This window comes from Flavobacterium sp. UBA4197 (assembly GCF_002379575.1).
In the GTDB taxonomy this organism is placed as follows: domain Bacteria; phylum Bacteroidota; class Bacteroidia; order Flavobacteriales; family Flavobacteriaceae; genus Flavobacterium; species Flavobacterium inviolabile.
In genome coordinates this window covers 41,253-64,364 of the sequence record NZ_DFUB01000023.1, presented here as the reverse complement: position 1 = coordinate 64,364, position 23,112 = coordinate 41,253, and the positions used below count along the sequence as shown (strand labels likewise).

General features: G+C 36.0%; 15 protein-coding genes, 3 tRNA genes and 2 pseudogenes. 11 read left to right on the top strand and 9 right to left on the bottom strand.

The window, feature by feature from the left end:
- Window positions 1-127 precede the first annotated feature (127 nt).
- Window positions 128-1,443, top strand: a pseudogene (locus B3394_RS13700) (bifunctional alpha,alpha-trehalose-phosphate synthase (UDP-forming)/trehalose-phosphatase); the annotation flags it as partial.
- A complete protein-coding gene (gene otsB / locus B3394_RS13695) occupies window positions 1,438-2,301 on the top strand; it encodes a trehalose-phosphatase (protein WP_414654273.1) in 864 nt (287 codons plus the stop codon). The pseudogene B3394_RS13700 and the gene otsB, both read left to right, overlap by 6 nt.
- A 3-nt stretch (window positions 2,302-2,304) precedes the next feature.
- Here otsB and B3394_RS13690 read toward each other — a convergent pair whose 3' ends face one another.
- The 5 genes from B3394_RS13690 to B3394_RS13670 form a co-directional block, all read right to left on the bottom strand.
- Entirely contained in the window at window positions 2,305-2,670 is a 366-nt protein-coding gene (locus B3394_RS13690; protein ID WP_177734313.1) for a DUF1304 domain-containing protein, read from the bottom strand.
- 56 nt (window positions 2,671-2,726) lie between these two features.
- On the bottom strand, window positions 2,727-3,311 hold the full coding sequence (locus B3394_RS13685; protein WP_286925609.1) for a TMEM175 family protein: 585 nt from the start codon (window positions 3,309-3,311) through the stop codon (window positions 2,727-2,729).
- A 9-nt stretch (window positions 3,312-3,320) separates the two neighbouring features.
- Window positions 3,321-3,836, bottom strand: a complete 516-nt coding sequence (locus tag B3394_RS13680; RefSeq protein WP_273247060.1) for a DUF421 domain-containing protein — start codon at window positions 3,834-3,836, stop codon at window positions 3,321-3,323.
- A 12-nt stretch (window positions 3,837-3,848) separates the two neighbouring features.
- Window positions 3,849-5,216: a 30S ribosomal protein S6--L-glutamate ligase gene (gene rimK, locus B3394_RS13675; RefSeq protein WP_177734316.1), complete on the bottom strand. Its 1,368-nt coding sequence runs from the start codon at window positions 5,214-5,216 to the stop codon at window positions 3,849-3,851.
- 82 nt (window positions 5,217-5,298) lie between these two features.
- Complete coding sequence (locus B3394_RS13670) at window positions 5,299-7,845, bottom strand: ATP-dependent Clp protease ATP-binding subunit (protein ID WP_286925608.1); 2,547 nt, start codon at window positions 7,843-7,845, stop codon at window positions 5,299-5,301.
- Between the two features lie 265 nt (window positions 7,846-8,110).
- Here B3394_RS13670 and gyrA point away from each other — a divergent pair, with 265 nt between their 5' ends.
- Both gyrA and B3394_RS13660 read left to right on the top strand, forming a co-directional pair.
- A complete protein-coding gene (gene gyrA / locus B3394_RS13665) occupies window positions 8,111-10,633 on the top strand; it encodes a DNA gyrase subunit A (RefSeq protein WP_286925607.1) in 2,523 nt (840 codons plus the stop codon).
- Between the two features lie 17 nt (window positions 10,634-10,650).
- Window positions 10,651-11,970, top strand: a complete 1,320-nt coding sequence (locus B3394_RS13660) for a tetratricopeptide repeat protein (protein WP_286925606.1) — start codon at window positions 10,651-10,653, stop codon at window positions 11,968-11,970.
- A gap of 45 nt (window positions 11,971-12,015) precedes the next feature.
- Here the strand turns inward: B3394_RS13660 and B3394_RS13655 are convergent, their stop codons facing one another.
- Window positions 12,016-12,777, bottom strand: coding sequence for a C40 family peptidase (locus tag B3394_RS13655; RefSeq protein ID WP_177734320.1), 762 nt, complete (start codon window positions 12,775-12,777; stop codon window positions 12,016-12,018).
- Between the two features lie 87 nt (window positions 12,778-12,864).
- Window positions 12,865-14,043 carry an acetyl-CoA C-acyltransferase gene (locus tag B3394_RS13650; protein ID WP_177734321.1) on the bottom strand — a complete coding sequence of 393 codons (1,179 nt, stop codon included), beginning with the start codon at window positions 14,041-14,043 and terminating at the stop codon, window positions 12,865-12,867.
- Window positions 14,044-14,385: 342 nt separating this feature from the next.
- Between B3394_RS13650 and B3394_RS13645 the strand changes: the two genes are divergently transcribed.
- The 3 genes from B3394_RS13645 to B3394_RS13635 all read left to right on the top strand — a co-directional run bounded on the left by B3394_RS13645 (window position 14,386) and on the right by B3394_RS13635 (window position 14,667).
- Window positions 14,386-14,469, top strand: a tRNA-Ser gene (locus tag B3394_RS13645).
- A gap of 8 nt (window positions 14,470-14,477) precedes the next feature.
- A tRNA-Pro gene (locus B3394_RS13640) sits at window positions 14,478-14,552 on the top strand.
- A 41-nt stretch (window positions 14,553-14,593) separates the two neighbouring features.
- Window positions 14,594-14,667 (top strand) — tRNA-Arg (locus tag B3394_RS13635).
- A gap of 189 nt (window positions 14,668-14,856) precedes the next feature.
- Here the strand turns inward: B3394_RS13635 and B3394_RS13630 are convergent.
- A complete protein-coding gene (locus tag B3394_RS13630; protein WP_286925605.1) occupies window positions 14,857-15,021 on the bottom strand; it encodes a PTS sugar transporter subunit IIBC in 165 nt (54 codons plus the stop codon).
- A 616-nt stretch (window positions 15,022-15,637) separates the two neighbouring features.
- A pseudogene (locus B3394_RS13620) lies at window positions 15,638-16,469 on the bottom strand (recombinase family protein).
- Between the two features lie 346 nt (window positions 16,470-16,815).
- Between B3394_RS13620 and B3394_RS13615 the strand changes: the two are divergent.
- The 4 genes from B3394_RS13615 to B3394_RS13600 are packed head-to-tail and all read left to right on the top strand — an operon-like array spanning window position 16,816 to window position 23,107.
- A complete protein-coding gene (locus B3394_RS13615) occupies window positions 16,816-17,718 on the top strand; it encodes a BRCT domain-containing protein (protein WP_286925604.1) in 903 nt (300 codons plus the stop codon).
- 6 nt (window positions 17,719-17,724) lie between these two features.
- Window positions 17,725-19,662 (top strand): tellurite resistance TerB C-terminal domain-containing protein, encoded by a 1,938-nt coding sequence (locus B3394_RS13610; protein ID WP_286925603.1) that lies wholly within the window; start codon window positions 17,725-17,727, stop codon window positions 19,660-19,662.
- Entirely contained in the window at window positions 19,659-20,975 is a 1,317-nt protein-coding gene (locus B3394_RS13605) for an ATP-binding protein (RefSeq protein ID WP_286925602.1), read from the top strand. Before B3394_RS13610 ends, B3394_RS13605 begins: the two co-directional genes overlap by 4 nt.
- Window positions 20,975-23,107, top strand: coding sequence for a DEAD/DEAH box helicase (locus B3394_RS13600; RefSeq protein WP_286925601.1), 2,133 nt, complete (start codon window positions 20,975-20,977; stop codon window positions 23,105-23,107). Before B3394_RS13605 ends, B3394_RS13600 begins: the two co-directional genes overlap by 1 nt.
- Window positions 23,108-23,112 lie beyond the last annotated feature (5 nt).

The window sequence follows — 23,112 nt, the reverse complement described above, 5'->3', positions numbered from 1 at the left end:
TTAATTCAGTTTGCTTAGGCGATGCTAAATATTTTCTGTTTGCAGACAGATGCGCTAATCAAAGAATAACGAGGTTATAATTGCTTTTACTTATTGGGATAGCAACCGATACAAATTATATATTCTTATGAAATTAGTGATCATATCCAACAGGCTGCCGTTAAAAGTAGTCGAAGAAGAAAAGGGGTACAGAATCGTTCCGAGTACCGGAGGACTTACAACAGGGCTGAGTTCGCTGGAAACGACAATGGAAACACATTGGATTGGCTGGCCGGGGCTGTACATTGAAGAACCAGGGGAAAGAAAGAAAATCGATCGGGAATTAGAGTTGTTGAATTACCATCCGGTTTACCTGACGCCCGATCAAATCGAAAATTATTATGAAGGTTACAGCAACAGTGTTATATGGCCGCTTTTTCATTATTTTTTTAGTAATGTCCGGTATCAGAATGACTACTGGGATGCCTATAAAGAGGTGAATGCCCTGTTTTGTGAAAAAGCATTAGAGGTGATTGCTACTGGCGATACGATTTGGGTACAGGATTACCAGCTCATGCTGTTGCCGCGAATGATCCGGGAAAAAATGACCGACATAAGTATCGGATATTTTCACCATATTCCTTTTCCTTCTTACGAATTGTTCCGGAGTTTGCCTGAAAGAGCCGAAATACTCAGTGGACTGTTGGGGGCCGACCTTATAGCATTCCACACGCATGGCTATATGCGTCATTTTATCAGTACTATTTACCGGGTTATGAAGCTGGATTGTCATTTGGACGAGATCTACCTGCACGACAGGATAGTCGATGTAGATGCATTTCCGATGGGAATTAACTATGAAATGTTTCATACGGCGCTGCTTAATCCTGACATCAGCCGGCGTGCAGAAGAGCTTAAAAAAGATTTTGGAAATGGTAAGCTTGTATTGTCAGTTGACAGGTTGGATTACAGCAAGGGGATTTTAATGCGTTTAAAAAGTTTTGAGTATTTTTAAATAATAACCCGCAGTACCAGGGTAAGGTATCTCTCGTTATGATAGTAGCGCCTTCGCGTGATAATGTTGCTATATATGCAAAACTGAAAGAAGATATTGACCGGAAAGTTGGTGCTGTTAATGGTCAATATTCAACAGCAGACTGGAGGCCGGTTTATTATTTTTACCGCTCTTTCCGGTTTGAAGAACTGGCTGCTTTATACAATATTTCCAGCATCTGCCTGGTAAACCCGTTCCGGGACGGGATGAATCTGGTTGCAAAAGAATATGTGGCGTCCAAACGGGATGGAAAAGGAGTGCTGATATTGAGTGAAATGGCAGGAGCATCCATTGAATTGCCGGATGCCCTGATTGTTAACCCAAACGATCTGAAAGAAATAGAAAGCGCGATTTTGCAAGCTTTGGAGATGTCTGAGGAGGAGCAAAGTACTGCTATTTCCAATATGCAGGAAATTATTTCTGTACAGCATGTAGGCCAATGGGCAAAAGATTTTATCGAAGAGCTGGCTCATGTAAAAAAGAAAAACAAAAGCCTGCAGCAGAAAGTGATACAAGAGGTTCATTTTAACGAAATCAGACAGGCTTATACGCAATCCCGGAACCGGCTGATTATTTTGGATTATGACGGTACATTAGCAGCGTTTCACAGTAACCCGATGAAGGCATATCCAACACCTGAAATACTACATCTGCTGGAAAAAATGAGCAGCGACGCGGCAAACCGGATTATCATTAGCAGTGGCAGAAACAGGCAAACTCTGGAGAGCTGGTTAGGACATTTGCCTTTGGGCATAGCAGCCGAACACGGCATGTTTTATAAAGAACAGGGGGAATGGCAGGGTAAAACGACAAAAATGGAATGGGACAGCGAGATAATAACTATCATGAAGCACACCGTAAAGAAAACACCCCGTTCAAAACTGGAAATAAAAGAAGCGGCTTTGGTTTTCCATTACAGGGACGTAGACGTGTGGTTAGCTGAACTTCGTGTCACCCAGTTAATAAATGACCTGATCAATCCATGTTCAAGACAGAACCTGCAAATAATGAAAGGAAATAAGATTATTGAGGTGAAACCTGGCGGATACAATAAAGGTACCGAAGCGTTAAGACTGGCGGCAGAAAGCAATTACGATTTTGTAATGGCAATAGGAGATGATACTACCGACGAAGAAATGTTTATTGCCCTACCTGCCGGTGCAGTTACTATAAAAGTAGGGAAAACATCAAACGCTGCCCGGTATAATATCCCGAAACAAGCTGACACAATAGGATTCCTCTATAAATTAACGAACAAACAGGGATAGCTGTTATTTTAAAAAATAGATACTGAGTAAGCCTAAAATCGCCGGAACACTTTGCACATACAGTATCGATTTCTGTACGGTCATGGCGCCATAAAGTCCGGCTACCAGAACACAGCCTAAAAAGAAGGTTGCCACATGCATGCTCCATTGGACATCGCAAATCAATAACGACCAGATTAATCCGGCGGCTAAAAAGCCGTTATACAAGCCCTGGTTTCCTGCCATCTGTTTTGTTTTTTCAAACATTTCGGCCGGTACGCTTTTGAATACTTTTTTTGCCCGGGTTGTCCAGGCAAACATTTCCAGCCATAAAATATAAAGGTGGAGTAAGGCTATAAATCCGATAATTATTTTAGAAAGTAGTACCATGGAAATTTATATTAATAGTGAAACGTTAGGTAATTTTCAAGGGGTTTGACAGTGATTTAATCTTCTTTTTCGGCAACGATCTTTTCAATCCGGTTGTCCGGAATGAGCCACATTATGGCAACCAGCACATAAAATCCGCCGGCAATTAAACCGTTAAAACTGGAGGCGATAATTCCCAGTATGTAAAAAACAGGCGATAACTTTCCTTTTATATCTTTTCCGATAGCTTTGGATAACACAGAATCCGGTCCGTGCTTTTTCAGGATTAAAGCCTGCAGTATAAAATAGGCAACAGCACACATTAAAAGAATGACGCCATACATGGTCATCGGAAAAGGAGCAAAGTGATTTTCACCAATCCATGCCGTTACAAACGGAATCAGGGAAAGCCAGAACAGCAGGTGCAGGTTTGCCCAGAGAATCCCTCCGGATACCTGTTTTACCGTGTGCATCATGTGATGGTGGTTGTTCCAGTAAATCCCTACATAAATAAAACTCAGGATATAACTTAGAAAAACAGGTAAAATGGGTTTTAACGAATTGAAATCAACGCCATGCGGGACTTTGATCTCCAGAACCATAATGGTGATGATGATGGCCAGTACGCCGTCGCTAAAAGCTTCCAGTCTGGTTTTATTCATATATTGAAATTAAGAGTTTTCGGAATGTAACGATTTGTGTATCCGCCGTTTGTGATGCGTTTGTTTTAGAGTACTGTCACCGGAAATAACACTGATGTTACCGTCAATTTCCAGCATGGCCAGTTTGACATCTTTATAGCGTTCCAGGCCGTGTTCGCGTATGGCTTCATAGAGTTCATCGGACGAGATTCCCAATTTGCTCAGGGTGTCAAACTCCAGCTTTCCGTTATGGATCAATATTTCCGGTTTGTCCTGTAAAAAATCACCGAGCTTTTTGTATTTGAAAATCAGCTTTTTAAAAGCCATGTTGACTAAAAACAAAACCAATGCTGCTGCCAGACCTCCGAAAAGGCTGGTATTACTGCCTACCATAGCATTCTGAACCGAGTTACTGATGAGTAAAATCAGGATAACGTCGGCCGTATTGAGCTGGGATAACTGCTTCTTGCCAAAAATACGCAAGGCAATAACCATAAATAAATATACAGCGGTACTTCTTATGATTATATCCAGGTAGGCATTCATCAGCTGCTTAGTTTATTTCCATTTGAAATTCTTTTCAATGGCCTTGATCATTTCTCCTGCGATATCTTTTTGTGTTGCTCCTTCAATTCCTTCCAGGCCGGGCGAGGAGTTAACTTCCAGCAATAAAGGCCCTTTGGAAGAACGGATAATATCCACACCGGCAACTTTTAAGTTCATGGCTTTGGCAGCTTTAATGGCAATGCGTTTTTCCTCTGCAGTTACTTTTACAACCGAAGCGGTTCCGCCCAAATGGATGTTGGCTCTGAATTCTCCCGGTAAGGCTTCCCGCTGCATGGCAGCCACAACTTTACCGTCTACCACAAACAAGCGTAAATCTTTACCGTTTGCTTCTTTAATAAATTCCTGAACCAATATATTGGCATTTAAACTCTTGAAAGCATTGATAACACTTTCTGCCGCTTTTTTGGTTTCTGCCAGTACAACACCTTTTCCCTGAGTACCTTCCAATAACTTGACAATCAGCGGGGAACCGCCAACCATTTTAATTAAATCGTTAGTATCCAACGGAGAATTGGCAAAGCCGGTAGTCGGGATGTCCACACCGTTATTCAGTAATAATTGCAGTGAAAATAGTTTGTCCCGGGACTGGCTTATTGCCGCCGAATTGTTAAGACAGAAAACCTTTAAGGCTTCAAACTGACGCGTCAGTGCGCAGCCGTAGTAGGTCATACTGGGACGGATTCTCGGAATTACGGCATCAAAATCGTTTAGCACGCGACCACCGCGGTAGTGAATTTCCGGAGCCGTAGCATCCAGTTTCATATAACAGTATTTTAAATTAAGGAAATGCATTTCATGACCACGCATTTCACCGGCTTCAATGATTCTTTTGTTACTGTATAATTCCGGATTACTGGCCAATAAACCAATACGAAGTCCTTTTTTTGAAGGTTCTTCGCTATAATAGTATTCTTTTATTTTTTCATGAGTAGGCTGTCCCAACAAATATTTTTGTTCCGGATCCACCAAAATTCTGCCGGACATCGCTTCACGTCCTAACAGCATGCGGAAACCCATTGAGTCCCTGTTTGTTAGTGTTAGCTCAACTTCCCATTCGCTTCCTCCGATTTCCAGCAGGGTTCTGATTACATAACGCAGCTCACGGTATCCGCTGGAGCTTTTTACAACACGTTTGTCTACCAAAAGCGCCTGGCAGTGAATTACCGCTTTAATATTGTTCTGAATCGGATTGATATCGAACTTCACCCAATTTTCCCCATTTCTCTCAAAAGGGGTAATGTTTGTAGCGTGAAGTGCGGAAGTTTTTGCTCCCGAATCTACACGAGCTTTAATAGTTGGAATCCCAAGTGCTGGGAATGAGCACCATTCTTCGCTACCTACAATAACTTTGTCTAACATCTCTATTTATTAATTAGTAATTCTAATGTACTACTTTTTTTGAAATGCCAAACACTTTTGCCTAAAAAAAGAAAAAACCTACTTAATTAGTAGGTTTTTCAGCTTTCTTAATGCTAACGGTGAGTTCCTGGGTGTTCTCGTCGAGATCCATAAAAATCTCATCGCCTTCATGAATTTTGGAAGTGATGATTTCTTCTGCTAAAGCATCTTCCACATATTTCTGGATCGCTCTTTTTAACGGACGCGCTCCAAATTGTTTGTCGAAGCCTTTTTCGGCAATAAAATCTTTCGCTTTTTCCGATAGCGCTAATTTATATCCTAAATCGGCAACTCTATCGTATAATTTATCCAGTTCAATATCGATAATTTTGTCAATATCTTCTTTTTCAAGAGTGTTGAATACTACGACATCATCAATTCTGTTCAGAAATTCCGGAGCAAATGCTTTTTTCAGTGCATTCTCGATAATTCCTTTTGAATTTTCGTCTGCCTGAGCCTGTTTCGAAGCAGTTCCGAAACCAACACCTTGTCCGAAGTCTTTTAACTGACGGGCACCAACGTTTGAGGTCATGATGATAATCGTATTACGGAAATCGATTTTACGGCCTAAACTATCGGTTAAATGGCCATCATCCAGTACTTGTAACATCATGTTGAATACATCCGGATGGGCTTTTTCAATCTCATCAAGCAAAACAACACAGTAGGGTTTTCTTCTTACTTTTTCGGTAAGCTGTCCGCCTTCTTCATAACCAACGTATCCCGGAGGTGCTCCCACTAATCTGGAGATCGCAAATTTCTCCATGTACTCACTCATGTCAATACGAACCAAAGCATCTTCAGAATCAAATAGTTCTTTTGCAATAACTTTGGCCAACTGGGTTTTACCAACACCGGTCTGACCTAAGAAAATAAACGAACCGATTGGCTTGTTCGGATCTTTTAATCCGGCACGGTTTCTTTGAATGGATTTTGCAATTTTTAAAACAGCTTCATCCTGTCCAATTACCTTACCTTTAATGAGTTCCGGTAAATGAGCTAATTTATTACTTTCAGTCTGGGCAATACGGTTTACCGGTATTCCGGTCATCATGGATACCACATCGGCTACGTTGTCTTCTGTTACAACGATACGGTTGTTTTTGGCATCTTCTTCCCATTGCTCCTGAGCTACAGCAAGGTCTTTTTCGATGCGTTTTTCGTCATCGCGAAGTTTGGCTGCTTCTTCATATTTCTGTTTTTTAACAACCGAATTTTTAAGTTCACGAACTTCTTCCAACTGACGTTCTAAGTCCAGAATTTGTTTTGGAACGTCAATATTGGTAATGTGTACACGGGAACCGGCTTCGTCCAGAGCATCGATCGCTTTGTCCGGAAGGAAACGTTCCGACATATAACGGTTGGTCAGCTTTACGCAGGCTTCAACAGCTTCCGGCGTATAGATAACATTGTGATGGTCTTCGTATTTGTTTTTGATGTTGTTCAAAATGGTAATGGTTTCCTCTACGGTAGTAGGCTCCACAATTACTTTTTGAAAACGTCTTTCCAAAGCACCGTCTTTCTCGATATACTGACGGTATTCGTCAAGCGTTGTAGCACCAATACATTGGATTTCGCCACGTGCCAGAGCAGGTTTGAACATGTTTGAAGCGTCCAGCGAACCGGTAGCGCCACCGGCACCTACGATTGTGTGAATCTCGTCGATAAAAAGGATGATATCATCATTTTTTTCCAGTTCGTTCATCACGGCTTTCATACGCTCTTCAAACTGTCCTCTGTATTTTGTTCCGGCAACCAGACTGGCCAGATCAAGCGTTACAACACGTTTGTTAAACAGGATTCTGGAAACTTTTTTCTGGATGATACGCAACGCCAGTCCTTCGGCTATAGCCGATTTACCAACGCCCGGTTCTCCGATTAAAAGCGGGTTATTTTTTTTACGGCGACTCAGGATTTGCGAAACGCGTTCAATTTCTTTTTCACGTCCCACAACCGGGTCTAATTTTCCTTCTTCTGCCAATTCGGTCAGATCACGACCAAAGTTATCTAAAACAGGCGTTTTTGATTTTTTATTTGCTTTGCCGGTGCCAGGATTATTAAAACCTGTGTCACGCATACTGTCATCTTGTCCGGAATCGTCATTAAATGACTCCGCTTTAGGCAGGTTATCTAGGTAATCTTCTTCGTTTGATGTCATAGCAATAAATTGTTCTTTAACTATTTCGTAGTCAATTTTTAATTTGTTTAAAAGCTTCGTTGTCGGGTCATTCTCGTTTCGGAGAATACACAACAGTAAATGAGCGGTACTGATTGAAGTACTCTGGAAAACTTTAGCTTCTAAAAAAGTGGTACGTAAAGCACGTTCCGCCTGACGCGTTAAATGCAGGTTTTTTTTCTCATTACTACGATCGGTACTGGGATTTGCAGGGCTTAATACTTCTACTTTTCTGCGTAAATGCTCTAAATCTACGGAGAGATTATTCAGTATATTGATTGCGGTTCCGTTACCGTCTCTTAAAATTCCTAACATTAAGTGTTCAGTGCCGATAAAGTCATGCCCTAATCGTAAAGCTTCTTCTTTACTATAGCTTATTACATCCTTAACTCTTGGTGAAAAATTATCGTCCATTACTTAAAATCTTTATCATGTAAATTTACTAATTCTGGTGAGTAAAAGCAAAAACCATACCTTACATTTCAGAGAATAGCTGTAAGGCTAATTGACAAAAAAAAAACGACATATAAAAGTTAAAAAGTGTGAATTTTTAAGCATTCTACGGGTTTTTAGTGTTGATAAATTGCTGAAATTTATGTGCGAAAAAGTAAAACATTACTGTAAAAATACGTATATTGGCACGTTTTGAATTAAATATAATTTTTTAATATAACTACTTATGTCTGAAGGAGAAAAGTTAATTCCTATTAACATTGAGGACGAAATGAAATCAGCTTACATCGATTATTCGATGTCAGTAATTGTATCAAGAGCGCTTCCTGATGTTAGAGATGGCTTGAAACCGGTTCACCGAAGAGTATTATTCGGAATGTATGAATTAGGAGTATTATCGAATAGAGCGCATAAAAAATCTGCAAGAATTGTCGGTGAGGTATTGGGTAAATATCACCCGCATGGCGATAGCTCCGTTTATGATGCGATGGTTCGTATGGCTCAAGAGTGGAGTTTACGTTATCTTTTAGTTGACGGTCAGGGTAACTTCGGTTCGATTGACGGTGACAGCCCGGCGGCAATGCGTTATACGGAAGCCAGAATGAAAAAACTTTCGGAAGAGATTCTTGCCGATATAGATAAAGAAACAGTTGATTTTCAATTAAACTTTGATGATACTTTAGAAGAACCTAAAGTAATGCCGACAAAAATACCGAATCTGTTAATTAACGGTGCTTCGGGTATTGCGGTAGGTATGGCAACCAATATGGCGCCGCACAACCTTACTGAGGTAATTGACGGTACGCTGGCTTACATTGAAAATAATGATATCGAGATTGATGAGTTAATGCATCATATCAAAGCACCGGATTTCCCTACAGGCGGTGTTATTTATGGTTATGAAGGTGTTCGTGAAGCCTTTAAAACGGGTAGAGGACGTGTTGTAATGCGTGCCAAAGCTAATTTTGAAGAAGTGGACGGGCGGGAATCGATCATTGTTACCGAAATTCCGTATCAGGTTAATAAAGCAGAAATGATCAAAAAAACTGCTGATCTGGTAAATGAGAAAAAAATTGAAGGTATTTCGACTATCCGTGACGAATCGGATAGAAACGGTATGCGAATCGTATATGTGTTAAAGCGTGAAGCGGTTCCGAATATTGTACTGAATACCTTATATAAGTACACGCAATTGCAGTCTTCTTTCAGTGTTAATAATATTGCATTGGTTAAAGGACGTCCGCAATTGTTGAATCTAAAAGAGCTGATCCACTATTTTGTGGAACACCGACATGAAGTGGTAACGCGTAGAGCGGAGTTCGATTTGCGCAAAGCAGAGGAGCGCGCCCATATCCTGGAAGGTTTAATTATTGCATCGGATAATATTGATGAAGTAATTGCGCTGATCCGTGCCTCTAAAAATGCGGACGAAGCAAAAGAAAAATTAGTAGAGCGCTTTAATTTATCAGACATTCAGTCCCGTGCCATTGTTGAAATGCGTTTGCGTCAGCTAACCGGACTGGAGCAGGATAAACTAAGAGCGGAGTATGATGAAATCATGAAATTGATTGCTTATTTGAGAGAATTATTAGCAAGCAAAGAAATGAGAATGGGTGTTATTAAGGATGAGTTAACAGAAATCAGAGATAAATACGGCGATGCCCGTCGTTCTGTAATTGAATATGCCGGAGGTGATGTGAGTATCGAAGATCTAATTGCCGATGAGAATGTGGTTATTACCATTTCTCATGCCGGTTATATTAAACGTACACCGCTTTCCGAATATAAAACGCAAAACAGAGGTGGAGTAGGACAAAAAGGAGTGGCAACCAGAGATCAGGACTTCCTGGAGCATTTGTTTGTAGCTACGAATCACCAGTATATGTTGTTCTTTACCCAAAAAGGAAAATGTTTCTGGATGCGTGTTTATGAAATTCCGGAAGGAAGCAAAACCAGTAAAGGTAGAGCGATTCAGAATCTGGTGAATATTGAGAACGACGATAAAGTAAAAGCTTTTATCTGTACTCAGGATTTAAAAGACGAAGAATACATCAACAGTCATTATGTAATTATGGCGACCAAACAAGGACAGGTGAAGAAAACGCCTTTAGAGCAATATTCCCGTCCGCGTCAAAACGGTATCAACGCGATTACAATTAAAGAAGACGATGAATTACTGGAAGCAAAATTAACAAATGGTGAAAGCCAGATCTTAATTGCCGTTAAATCCGGTAAATTAGTTCGTTTTGAAGAAGGAAAAACACGTCCGATGGGAAGAAGTGCTTCCGGGGTTAGAGGAATTACTTTGGCAGATGAAAAAGATGAAGTAATCGGAATGGTTTCGGTTAACGATATGGAAAGCGAGATCCTGGTTGTTTCAGAAAACGGATACGGTAAACGTTCTTCTTTAGAAGATTACCGAATCACGAATCGTGGTGGTAAAGGTGTGAAAACGCTGAACATTACCGATAAAACCGGAAAACTGGTATCGATTAACAGTGTTACGGATGCCGATGACCTGATGATCATCAACAAATCCGGATTAACGATCCGTATGGAAGTTTCCGATTTAAGAGTTATGGGACGTGCCACACAAGGGGTGCGTTTGATTAACATTAAAGGAAACGACTCTATTGCGGCGGTAACCAAAGTAATGCGTGAGGAAAACGAAGGAATTGATATCGAAGGAGCAGAAGGTTTGGAAGACAACAATGATGCTGCTATTGAAACCAACGATACCCAGGAATAACTACTAAAAACTATTATATGAAAATTAAATATGTATTATTGGCATCGTCCATGATGCTTTCGGCAGCTTCCTTTGCACAGAAGGATGAACTGAAGACGCTTAAAAAATTATATGCTAAAGAAAAACTGTCTGTTGCTGATATTTCAGAATATAAATCTGCTGTAAACAAAGTAAGCGGCATGTCTGGTCTGGCAGAACCGGATCAGGTATATACGAACTTCTATAAAGGAATGACTCCTTTATTGGAGCTTGACGGCATTAGCGGAAACAGCCCTGCTGATTTACAGTTAATGGCAAAAAGTTTAACTCCGGCTAAGATTAATGAATTGGCAAAAGGATTAAACGGTGTTTTGGAATACGAGAAAAAAACCGGTAAAAAGGTATATACGGACGATGTGAATGAAACAATTATGTCGTTCAAGCCAATGATGGTTAATTATGGAATCGTTTTAAACCAGGCTTCAAAATTTAAAGAAGCGGCTCAGATCTTTGAAGCGATCTACAATCTGGATCCAAGCGATGCGTCAAATTTATATAACGCTTCTATTTTAGCAATGCAGGCACAGGATTTTGACGGAGCGTTGAAGTATTTATACGAATTAAAAAAGATCAACTATTCCGGAGAAGGAACAAATTATTACGCTGTTAATAAAGCAAGCGGGGCAGAAGAAACATTTGCTACGGATGCCGACAGAAAACAATCAATAAAATTAGGGCTTCACGAAAAACCACGTGATGAAAAAGTTCCTTCTAAAAGAGGCGAAATCTATAAAAACATTGCTTCAATTTTAGTACACCAGGGGAAAGTAGAAGAAGCGAAAGCAGCAATTAACGATGCGAAACAGGCTAATCCGGGTGATACAAGCTTGCTTTTGGCAGAAGCGAATATCTACTTGGATGCTAAAGATTATGTAGGTTACAAAAGAGTAATCACAGAAGTATTGGCAAAAGATCCTAACGATGCAGATTTATTGTTCAACTTAGGAGTGATCAGTACAACATCCGGTGATCTTGAAGAAGCTAAAAAATATTACAAAAAAGCTATTGAAGTGAATCCGAATTATTTCAATGCCTATAATAATTTAGGAGCTTTGATGTTACAGGGTGAGGATAAAATGGTAAAAGAAATGAATTCGTTGGGAACTACTCCAAAAGACAATAAAAGATTTGAAGAGTTAAAAACGAAAAGAAATAAAATGTACAGTGATGCTTTGCCATATTTTGAAAAAGCATTGCAAATTGATCCGAAAGAACCGAATATTAAAGCAATTTTGCTAAATGCATACCAGGTTTTGGATATGGATGTAAAATACAAAGCTTTAAAAGCTCAGAAATAATTGAGAGCTTTATATAAAAAAACCGAAACGTGAGTTTCGGTTTTTTTATACTATCTTTTTAATGACACGGAGTTTGTGTGTGTGCCGTCCGGTGTCGATATTGTAAATTCCAAGATGATCCAGGCGGTCAATGCGTACTTTGCCATGGGCATGGATAATATAATTATCTTCCATGATCATACCCACGTGAACGATTTTCCCTTCTTCATTATCAAAAAAGGCCAGATCTCCGGGTTCACTTTCTTCTATAAAGCTAAGTGCTTCTCCTTGTCCTGCCTGTTGTGAAGCGTCTCTCAAAATGGAATAGCCGTTTAATTTGTAGACCATCTGGGTAAAACCGGAACAATCAATACCAAAAGGCGTTTTCCCGCCCCATAAATAAGGCGCATTCAAATACATAAATGCCGTTTTGATCAATTCGGTTTTGGGTTTGATACCACAGACTTTTACGCCTTCAAAAGCAAATTGAGGCGTGTTGATTTCCGGAATGTCCAAAAAAGTTAAGGAACATCCTAAAGGAATCGGAATTAAAAAATTATTCGGAGTGGTAATGTATTCAATCAGATCGGCATTTAAAATCGCTGCCGAACTGGAAATAGCATTGTAATTGTCTTCAGAAATTGACTGAAATTGTTTATTGTCAATCCAACCTTCATAACCGTCAAAAGCCAGTTTAATTTTAGACCAGTTTGGCGTTTGTTCTAAAATTTTAAAATGCTCACCAAATAACACCTGCGAAACTAATTCGCTTCTGTCATTTGATTCGGCACGTAATGGGACGATAGCAAGATTACAAATTGCAAACATTCAGAATTATTTTAAAGTTAAATGATGAATTCTAAATCGGTACATGTTTTACCACGGATTTAAAATTCATCATTTTAGTTGTATTGATTAAGCTCTTTCGATAACGATAGCAGAAGCACCACCACCACCATTACAGATAGCAGCCGCTCCGGTTTTTGCATTGTTTTGCTCCAGAACATTGATTAAAGTTACGATAATTCGGGCTCCGGAACATCCCAGAGGGTGTCCTAAAGAAACGGCACCACCATTTACGTTAACTTTATCATTATCTAATCCTAATATTTTAGCGTTTGCCAGTCCTACCACAGAGAAAGCTTCGTTGAATTCGAAGAAATCTACATCGGAAATAGCAATACCGGCTTTATCTAAAGCTTTTGGAAGTGCTTTTGCCGGTGTTGTAGTGAACCATTTTGGCTCCTGTGCAGCATCAGCATATCCTTTAATGTAAGCAAGCGGTTTTAAACCTAAAGCATTTGCTTTGTCTTCGCTCATTAACACTACTGCAGCAGCACCATCATTGATAGTAGAAGCATTAGCAGCGGTAACGGTTCCGTCTTTTGTAAATACCGGGTTTAAAGAAGGAATTTTATCTAACTTAACATTAGTGTATTCCTCATCTTTTGAAACGATAATCGGGTCACCTTTTCTTTGCGGAACAGCAACCGGTACAATTTCGTTGTCAAATTTATTTTCGTTCCATGCTTTCGCAGAACGCTCGTAAGACTGGATAGCGAAAGCATCCTGCTCTTCTCTTGTAATTTTATATTCTGTAGCACACAAGTCTGCACAAACACCCATAGCATTATTGTCATAAGCATCTGTTAAACCGTCTTTCTGCATTCCGTCTAACATAGAAGCCGGACCAAATTTGTATCCGTTTCTTAAATGTACATAATGAGGGATTAAACTCATGTTTTCCATACCACCTGCTACCACAATTTCAGCATCACCTGCCATGATTGCCTGAGCACCCTGCATGATCGCTTTCATACCGGAAGCACACACCTTGTTAATAGTGGTACACGCTACCGTATTGGGTAATCCTGCAAATATAGCCGCCTGGCGGGCCGGAGCCTGTCCAACACCTGCCTGTACTACATTACCCATTAAAACTTCGTCTACTAAGTTTGGATCTAAATTTATTTTATTTAATGCGCCTTTAATCGCAGTAGCTCCTAATTGCGGAGCCGTTACAGTAGATAGTGCACCCATAAAGCTTCCTATAGGGGTTCTAACTGCCGAAACGATTACTACTTTTTTACTCATGATTATTCGTTGTTGGTTTGTTATTATACTTGAAGTTGCGAATTTAACCATTTTTATGAAGATATTTTTATTGAGCAGGTATTTTCTTAGGGTAAGGGAATAATAAATTGATAATTATTATAATGGGAACTCCGGTAAACAGGCTTTTCAATGCAAATAACAGGGAAGTGGGGATTTTTATGATGAAATAATAAAGTTTTTGTAAATTCTATGTTATTGAGCGTGAAATACTTTAAGGAAAAAGCGAAAAAAAAATGAAAAAAGAATGTGAAATAGTTGCAGGAAATAGAATGTTATCCTACATTTGCAACCGCAAAAAAGGATTAACTTCCTTAGTAAGCAGGAGAGGTGCCGGAGTGGTAACGGAGCAGATTGCTAATCTGTCGACGGGCAACCGTCGCCAGGGTTCGAGTCCCTGTCTCTCCGCTTTTTTTCGGGGTGTAGCGTAGCCCGGTCATCGCGCCTGGTTTGGGACCAGGAGGTCGCAGGTTCGAATCCTGCCACCCCGACAAGATTTTCAGTTCCCAATTTGCTGAAAATACCGGAAAATGGTCGCGTAGCTCAGCTGGATAGAGCACCTGCCTTCTAAGCAGGCGGTCACAGGTTCGAATCCTGTCGCGATCACTTGAGGAGACAACTACAAAGTAGTTGTCTCTTTTTTTATGCTTATAAATATTTGTTTATCAGTCTTTTATCGCCTAGTGATTTACGGTTCGATTTTTTTCATGGGGATCCTTAGTCTGTTTAAAATAAACAGTCTAAAAGCAGCTTATTCGTGATTTAATAGGGATTAAACGATGGTTCGAAGTCCCATTAAGGATATAGTGTTTTTTTCTCTCTTGGTTTATCGTAATTTTTTGATACTAAATATAGTAATTCCAAAATAATTTTAGCTTCCTTATCATCTACCTGAATGCCGTTCTTGGAAAGAACAATAACGGCTTTTTCTACTGAAACATTCTTCTCAATGAAATTCATTTTTTTTAGTTTTTCGGTTATCTTTTTTTGATAAAATTTTTAAAAATGCTTGATCTAAATCTAAAGAAAAAGCTCCTGTTTTAAAATCAATATCAGTCGGTGGAATAAGATTTACAAGATGTCTTTTATCTGAGGTTTCAAATTCAGAAAATCTTTGAAAGATTTTCACTATAGCATTATCTCCTATTTGATTTTTTTATCAATAGCTTTTAATTTAGCTGTAATATCATTTGCTTCCTTTTTAAGATTTTGGGTGCTGATTTGCTTCTCTTTTTTTAATTCATTATAGTCATCAATTTTTAGTATTCCGGTTATAAATAATTTTCTGCCATGAGAAAGGATTAACTTCTTCTCATTTATTTTTTTCTCTAATCCTTTTTGAGCATATAGATAACTTGCTTCTGTGTCTTTATATTCTGGTCTTCCAAAATATTCTTAAATAATTCAATTGTATTATTTGAGAGTATAAACTGTTGAAGTTTTTTTTGATAACAATTATTAAGGAAAATTGCATCTACTCTTGTTTTGCAGCCATCACGGCAATGATAATATGGGTATTTTTTTGATCTTCCTTTTGAAATACTTCCGACAAGTTTTCTATTACAAATAGGACATGTTAGAAGACCTCTAAGGAAAAATAATGATTGTAAATCATCTCTTTTAGCAGTAGTTTTTCTTTTTGTATTAATAACAGATTGAACCTGATAAAATAAAGACTCAGATATCGTAATCCTTTTATCATTTGTTTTTCATTAGAATTTAGTTTGACTGGTATAAGCCCGCAATAAACTGGATTATGCAAAATCCTGAAAAAGTGTGATCTTGAACATAGTAACCCCTTATTATTAGCTATCTTCTTGATTTCGGATATTTTATGATCGTTTTGTGCAACATGATAAAAAGCCCATTTTATAATTTCGGCTTCGGGCTCTTTAGGAGCGATAGCTTTTTTGCCATTTATTAATGTTAAATTGATAAATCCTAATGGCGCTTTACCTAGATATCTCCCCGTCAACTTAGCTCGTTGCATGCCATTTGCCGTGTTTTGAGCTCTCCGGGTATTTTCTGCTTCCGGGACTGCTAAATATACAGCCAGCATAACTGTGCTTTCCGGAACAGAGAAATCAATTGGCTGGTCAATAGCCTTTGCTGTTGTTTTATATTTCCGAAGCTTTCCGATCATTTCGTAAGCATATTCAACATTACGGCTGAATCGATCCCATTTGATAAATAAGATGTTTTTATAATCTCCTGATGATTTCTTTTTAATTTCTGAAAATAATCTGTTCCATTCTGTTCTATTGAAATTCTTCGCGATAAATTCCTTTGACTTCTATATTGTAATATTTACAATACTTCAATAATCTATCTTCCTGCTCAGGCAGGGAGTAACCTTTTCTTTTTTGTTCGTCAGTACTTACCCTGACATATGAATAAGCATTTTTCATAACAAAAAATATAGTGACTACTTGAATTTAAGTCTAGTATATACTCTGTCCCGTAACTCAATTGATGATATAAATTCACTAAAATAGTAATTTTTTAAGAAGGATTATGATATGGATGTTGAACAGTTAAACAGGTATAAATACGTATTTGTTGATTTTAGTTAATTTTTATATTTGAGAGGGTACATATGGTTTTCCGTAAAATAGATTCGTCAAAAAGAATAATATTTGTTTTTAATATTTAATTGTTATTTCAACTTCATTCATAGTTGATTATTAACGAATGTTTAATGAGAAAGTTGTTCAAAAGATTGTATTTGATTAAATAAATTAAAAAAAATGTACTATGAGTAATATAGATCAAGAGTTACTGAAAATTTACACTTCAAAATCTCAAGCAGATAAAGTAATTAGCTCTTTAAAAGGTTTGTTACTTGGTATTCAGTCAGATGAAGAAGTGAACGAAAAAGAAATTAATGAACTTAGAAAATGGGTTACAGAGCATAAATTGTTGATAAACAGAAATCCCTTTAATGAGTTTATGACCATCATTGAAGAAACTACTTCAAATAAAATACCCCCTAAAGAAACAATAGAAGATTTATTTTGGCTTTGTCAAAAATATGAAAGTGATAATTATTATTACAATGCAGTAACTTCTGATCTTCAAACTTTGCAGGGTATTTGTCATGGAATATTGTCTGACGGAAAGATAAGTGACAAAGAGATATTTGAATTGAATACTTGGCTTTCTGAAAATGAACATCTAAACACATATTATCCTTATGATGAGATTAGAAGCCTAATACTATCTGTATTATCTGATAATAAAATTGATGAAGAAGAAAGAATAGTACTTAAAGCCTACTTTAAACAATTTGTTAAGTTGCAAGATTCAGAAGTACAAAAGCAAATTGAAAAGGAAACGTCTGATATTACTATATCAGGACTTTGTACAAGCGAACCAAATGTAGATTTTCAGGGAAAAACATTCTGTATTACAGGAGTATTAAAAAGAGGTAATAGAGAAACTTTGCAAAATCAGATTAAAAAACTTGGAGGAATACCTACTGATAGTGTTACTAAAAAAACGGATTATCTAGTTGTGGGAGATAATGGAAACCCAGCTTGGGCATTTTCTTGTTATGGACGAAAAGTAGAAAAAGCTTTGAGTCTAAGAAAAGATGGTCATACAATCACAATGATTCATGAATTTGATTTTTCAGATATTATAGATGACCTAATTTAGTTATAAATGACAATAATAATTATAATCTTTATAATAATTGTTCTTGTTTCGGCAGGAAAAAAGAAATCAGAGCCTAAAAAATTAAATTACAAAGTGAATTATTATGATACGGCTAAAAATGAGCAAAAAAAACAGATTTCTTCGACTGATAGAACAAGTACTATTAATATTTCTGTAACTAAATCTAGTTCGAAAAATGACGATTCAATTATAGATGTAGGATCACAATCTTACAAGATTGACTCCGATTATGGATTAAAATCGAAAGTTCCATTCTGGTCTCATAGTTATGTTTATTCTTATTCAGAAATTAATTATGCTACAGCCAATCAAAAAAAGTTTTATCAATATTATAAAACTCAATTTCTGAATGGTCAATTTCTAGATTTAGAAGGGAATAGTAATTATGCATTTATTTTACTTTTCGATTTACTAAATGAGTTTGAACAGCATAAAAATATTACCAAGCTAGAATCACAGATAGAAATTTTAGGCGATAATTATCCTAAAACTAAATCTTATGGAATAAATTTTCTGATCAAAAAAATGGAACAGGTTGGTGATAATGATGGTATTGCGAGATTGAGAGAAGATTATTATGATTATCAATATACCCAAGTTAATTATTCAACTTTTGAATGGAGGAATAAATACAAGAAAAAATTAAATCTTACTAAAGAGGAGACAAATGTTTTAGACAAAATATGGTATTCAAGTAATAACTTTATAAGTATTGAATATTGTTCTGTTGAAGTTATCAAACTTTATTTGTCGACAATTAATAATTTGAAACAGATATACATAGATAATAGTTCTTCAATTGAAAAAGAGTTTGAACAAATTGCAGATGTTGTAGTTAGGAAGCATTTTAGATTTAGAAAAGGAAGTAATAATTACAAGTATGCTATGCAGTCTTCTGAGAATGAATTTTATACGAGCATCTTTAAATTCTGTGAGAATACTGTAAGAGAACATTTTGGGCATAAAAGAAAAGTAACAATTGATCCATATGCTTCATCTTTAGATGCAAAGGAAGAATTTGAAACAAAACTTATAAGTAAAATTGCTCAGATTCATATATCATTAATTCCAAGTATAAATTTACCTGATGAAGAGACGGAAATAAAACTTAATATTCAGAACACAACTCGCTGGAAAACTAGATTTGAAGAAATTACTTCTAATTTTAATAAAAATTCAAAAGAGTTTATTAACCAAATTGTCGAATTAGGAAAATTAAACAAAGAAAATCCTTCGGTTGAAAATATCTTTTTTGAAGCTTCTAAATTCATTACAAAGTATGATCAAGAAACTGCTTTATTACTTTATATACATTATTTGGATTATGATTTAAAGTCAGTAACTTTTGATAACAAGCAATTAACAAAAACTATTCAAAAAAGTCTTTTTAAGGAAAATATTCAGCTTGAGAATTTTGAAAGAATAGTTAGTGAATTTATAAATGACAGAGATTTAGAAAAAGCCTTTAAATCAATACCAGAGGTATACGCTGTTAAACGTAAAAAAATACAACTTGATAAATCTCTAATTGAGGAAGTTCAGCAACAGCATTCAGGAACTGTAGAGCTATTAAATGAATATTTAAAAGATGAAAATTCGGAAGATTTAGAGGCTAAATCAGATGAGCAAATCGAAATCAGTATCAATAAAAGCAGAACAGAAGATGCAGTATCAATATATTCTAAAGTGTTTGCTTTTAAACCAATTCATGTTTTAACATTAGAGTATTTTTCAAAAAATAATTTTTCAATACTCCAAAGTGAGTTTGAAATTTTTGCAAAATCTAAAGGGGCTTTTAGAAACCAATTAATAGAAAGTATTAATGAAATATGTTTTGATGATCTTGATGATGTTTTAATTGAAGAAGACGAAGATTATTACACTATAAACAATGATTACTACCAAAAACTTTTAGCAAAATGATAGATAATATAAAACCCAAAGAAGCGACTTCAATTATAAATTCATTATTAGGGGGGGTAGTTCCTAAAATAGGCGTGCAACACATTACGGTAGGAAGATCAGAAGAAGTAGCTTCTTTTGTAACAGCTTTAGAGGATGTGAAGAACGGTCATAGCATGGCAAAATTTTGGATTGGAGATTTTGGTTCAGGAAAATCTTTTATGCTTCATCTTCTTAATACGGTTGCTTTGAAACAAAAATTTGTAGTTGCAAATGCTGATTTTACACCGGATAATCGATTATATTCTAATGATGGAAAGGGAGTAATGTTATATTCTGCAATAATGGACAATGTTGCAATTCAAACAAAACCAGAAGGAGGAGCATTACCAACGTTATTGGAAAAATGGATAGAACAGATAATTAGCAAAACGGCAGAAGAAAACAATATTTTATTGACATCGATTAGAGAGGAACAATATTTTAGCTTAATTCAAAAGAATTTAATGAAAACTATCAGTGAAATTACTGAAGTTGGAAGTTTCGATTTTGGAACAGTAATAATGAAATATTATGAAGGTTATATAAAAGATGATGAACAGCTGAGAAGAAATGCTTTGAAATGGCTTAAGGGAGAATATAGAACTAAAACAGAGGCGAAACAAGAGTTAGGCGTAAGAGATATAATTAATGATCTTAATTATTACGATATGCTTAAGAATTTCTGTAAGCTGTTTGTTAATATGGGCTATAGCGGATTTATGATCAATTTAGATGAAGCAATAAATTTATATAAAATTTCAACTTCTGTAATGAGAGAGAAAAATTATGAAAAAATTTTGTCTATTTATAATGATTGTTTTCAAGGAAAAGTAGCTAATCTATTTTTTAATTTTGCAGGGACAAGAGAATTTTTAGAAAATGAAAGAAGAGGATTATTTAGTTATCAGGCATTAAAATCTCGTTTGGAAACCAATAAATATGAAACTTTAGAAGTCAGAGATTTTGCTCAGCCAGTAATTCGTCTAATGCCTTTAAATCATAATGAAATTTTTGTTTTACTAAAAAAACTTAAATTAATTTTTGATTATAATTATAAAACAGAAATTGATATTTCAGATAATGATATCCAACAATTCATGGAAGAAATTTTTAATAAACCTGGTGCTTCTGAGTTTCTAACACCTAGAGAAGTTATCCGGGATTTTTTAAACATCCTAAACATTATCAGGCAGAATCCTAAGGTTGATAAAAATATATTATTTGGAGAAATCGAAATTTCTGATGAACGACCAGATGAGTTATCTCTAATTGATAGTATAGAAGAATTATAATGTCATCTTACAATTTACTTTCAGATCCTATAAAAAAATATATAAGAGATAAGAGATGGGAAGAATTGAGACCTATCCAGGATGCAGCAATTCAAAAAATCATCTCAACTGATAACAACTATATTTTGGCTTCAAGAACAGCTTCAGGTAAAACTGAAGCTGCTTTTCTTCCTATACTTTCAAAAGTTAATTTTAGTGAAATTGGCATTCAGGTATTATATATATCACCATTAATAGCACTTATTAATGATCAGTTTTATAGAATAGAAGAACTTTGTAAATACCTTGAACTTCCAGTTACAAAGTGGCATGGAGAAGCCAATAGAACTCTTAAAGAAAAAATAATAAAAGAACCTAGCGGCATAATGCTGATCACTCCAGAGTCGTTGGAAGCTATGTTTGTTAATAGACCACATCATATAAGTCATCTTTTTTCCAATCTGAAGTACGTTGTGATTGATGAAATACATTCGTTTATAGGATCAGGAAGAGGAGCTCAATTAAAATCTATTTTGTCAAGATTGCAGGATTTGAATTCAAAGAAATTTAATATAGTAGGATTATCAGCAACCATAGGAGATTATGAAGAGGCAAAGAAATTTACTGGAGATGTATTGCAGACAAAAGTACTACTAGATAAAACATCCAAAGAAATAGATACAGAGTTTAGATATTTTGAAAGTTTAGGTGTTGAACTGCCTTTTGAACTTTTGAAGGATTTGTACTTAGAAACCAGAAATAATAAAGTTCTGATTTTTCCCAATAGTAGGGGGCGTGCAGAAGAAGTAGCAGTTAAGCTTAAAAAGATTTCGGAAAAGGTAAAAGGACATACGAACTATTTTTCACATCATTCGTCGGTTGATAAAGAAGTAAGAGAATATGTAGAATACTTTGCAAAAAGTAATAATAGGCAAAATTTCTGTATTTCTTGTACTTCAACTTTAGAGCTGGGAATTGACATTGGTTCGGTTGATGAAGTTGTTCAAATAGATGCAACTAATAGCATTGCTTCATTGATACAGCGTGTTGGGAGAAGTGGCAGACAAAATGGTGCAAAAAGCAATCTTTTTTTATATGCTACCGATAAATGGAGTTTATTGCAATCGTTGGCTTGTTGGCAATTGTATAAAGAGAAATTTATAGAACCTTCAGAGCCTATGAATCTTGTTTATGATATTTTATTACATCAGGCGCTATCCATAACAAAAGGATATTCAGGTATTAAACTTGTGGATTTGATTAAGCATTTAAATCACAATTTTGCATTCAATGATATTGAAATTTCAGATATTGAAGAAATTTTAAATCATTTGATAGCAATAGACTTTTTGGAGAAATTAGCAGATGAGGTTATTATAGGAGTCGAAGGTGAGAAAGTTGTTAATAATAGAGATTTCTATAGTGCCTTTACTGTTGAAGACAATTTTAAAGTTGTTAGTGCAGGTAATAAAATAGGTGAAATACCATTTACCCCACAAGTTAAAGAAGATGAGAATATTTTATTAGCTGCTAAAATATGGAAAATTAAGTTTGTAGATTTTAAAGCAAAAAAAATAGAGGTAATACCAGCTAACGATGGTAGAAAACCTAAATTTTCAGGAGGAGGAGGTATTGTACATCCAGAAATCAGAAAAAAAATGCTCGAAATAATCTTTCAAGAAGAAACTTTTAATGAACTAGATCAAAGCTCATCCAACGAACTAGAAAAAATGAGAAGAGAATTTTCTGTTTTTGATCTGCAAAATATTGAATCAGAAAGATTGCTGATGGTTTCTGAGAAAAAAATCTTGTTCCATACTTTTACAGGCACTAAAATAAATAGGACACTAAAACTGCTTTTTGATGTAATAGAAATTAAAAATATGCTAGATGATAAAGCTAGTATGTTTTATATCATGATCTCAAAAGAAGAGTTTTTGTCTAAATTAAATCTTATAGTTTCAAACGTTAAAATTATTGATGAAATTATCACTAATGAATTAGAAAAAAATCCAGACTCATTAACGGTATCTAAATGGGGTGTTTATCTGCCAATAAAATTTCAAATTAGATTGATGAAACAAAAATTTTATGATATAAAAGAAACTCAAGAATTCTTACTTAGTATTAATAGAATTGTAGAAAACGCTTAAGAAAT

What these genes read in the sequence shown, in the direction of transcription:
- otsB (WP_414654273.1), top strand. Translation starts at nt 1,438, where the DNA reads ATGCAGGAAATTATTTCTGTACAGCATGTAGGCCAATGGGCAAAAGAT.
- B3394_RS13690 (WP_177734313.1), bottom strand. Translation starts at nt 2,670, where the DNA reads ATGGTACTACTTTCTAAAATAATTATCGGATTTATAGCCTTACTCCAC.
- B3394_RS13685 (WP_286925609.1), bottom strand. Translation starts at nt 3,311, where the DNA reads ATGAATAAAACCAGACTGGAAGCTTTTAGCGACGGCGTACTGGCCATC.
- B3394_RS13680 (WP_273247060.1), bottom strand. Translation starts at nt 3,836, where the DNA reads ATGAATGCCTACCTGGATATAATCATAAGAAGTACCGCTGTATATTTA.
- rimK (WP_177734316.1), bottom strand. Translation starts at nt 5,216, where the DNA reads ATGTTAGACAAAGTTATTGTAGGTAGCGAAGAATGGTGCTCATTCCCA.
- B3394_RS13670 (WP_286925608.1), bottom strand. Translation starts at nt 7,845, where the DNA reads ATGGACGATAATTTTTCACCAAGAGTTAAGGATGTAATAAGCTATAGT.
- gyrA (WP_286925607.1), top strand. Translation starts at nt 8,111, where the DNA reads ATGTCTGAAGGAGAAAAGTTAATTCCTATTAACATTGAGGACGAAATG.
- B3394_RS13660 (WP_286925606.1), top strand. Translation starts at nt 10,651, where the DNA reads ATGAAAATTAAATATGTATTATTGGCATCGTCCATGATGCTTTCGGCA.
- B3394_RS13655 (WP_177734320.1), bottom strand. Translation starts at nt 12,777, where the DNA reads ATGTTTGCAATTTGTAATCTTGCTATCGTCCCATTACGTGCCGAATCA.
- B3394_RS13650 (WP_177734321.1), bottom strand. Translation starts at nt 14,043, where the DNA reads ATGAGTAAAAAAGTAGTAATCGTTTCGGCAGTTAGAACCCCTATAGGA.
- B3394_RS13630 (WP_286925605.1), bottom strand. Translation starts at nt 15,021, where the DNA reads ATGAATTTCATTGAGAAGAATGTTTCAGTAGAAAAAGCCGTTATTGTT.
- B3394_RS13615 (WP_286925604.1), top strand. Translation starts at nt 16,816, where the DNA reads ATGAGTAATATAGATCAAGAGTTACTGAAAATTTACACTTCAAAATCT.
- B3394_RS13610 (WP_286925603.1), top strand. Translation starts at nt 17,725, where the DNA reads ATGACAATAATAATTATAATCTTTATAATAATTGTTCTTGTTTCGGCA.
- B3394_RS13605 (WP_286925602.1), top strand. Translation starts at nt 19,659, where the DNA reads ATGATAGATAATATAAAACCCAAAGAAGCGACTTCAATTATAAATTCA.
- B3394_RS13600 (WP_286925601.1), top strand. Translation starts at nt 20,975, where the DNA reads ATGTCATCTTACAATTTACTTTCAGATCCTATAAAAAAATATATAAGA.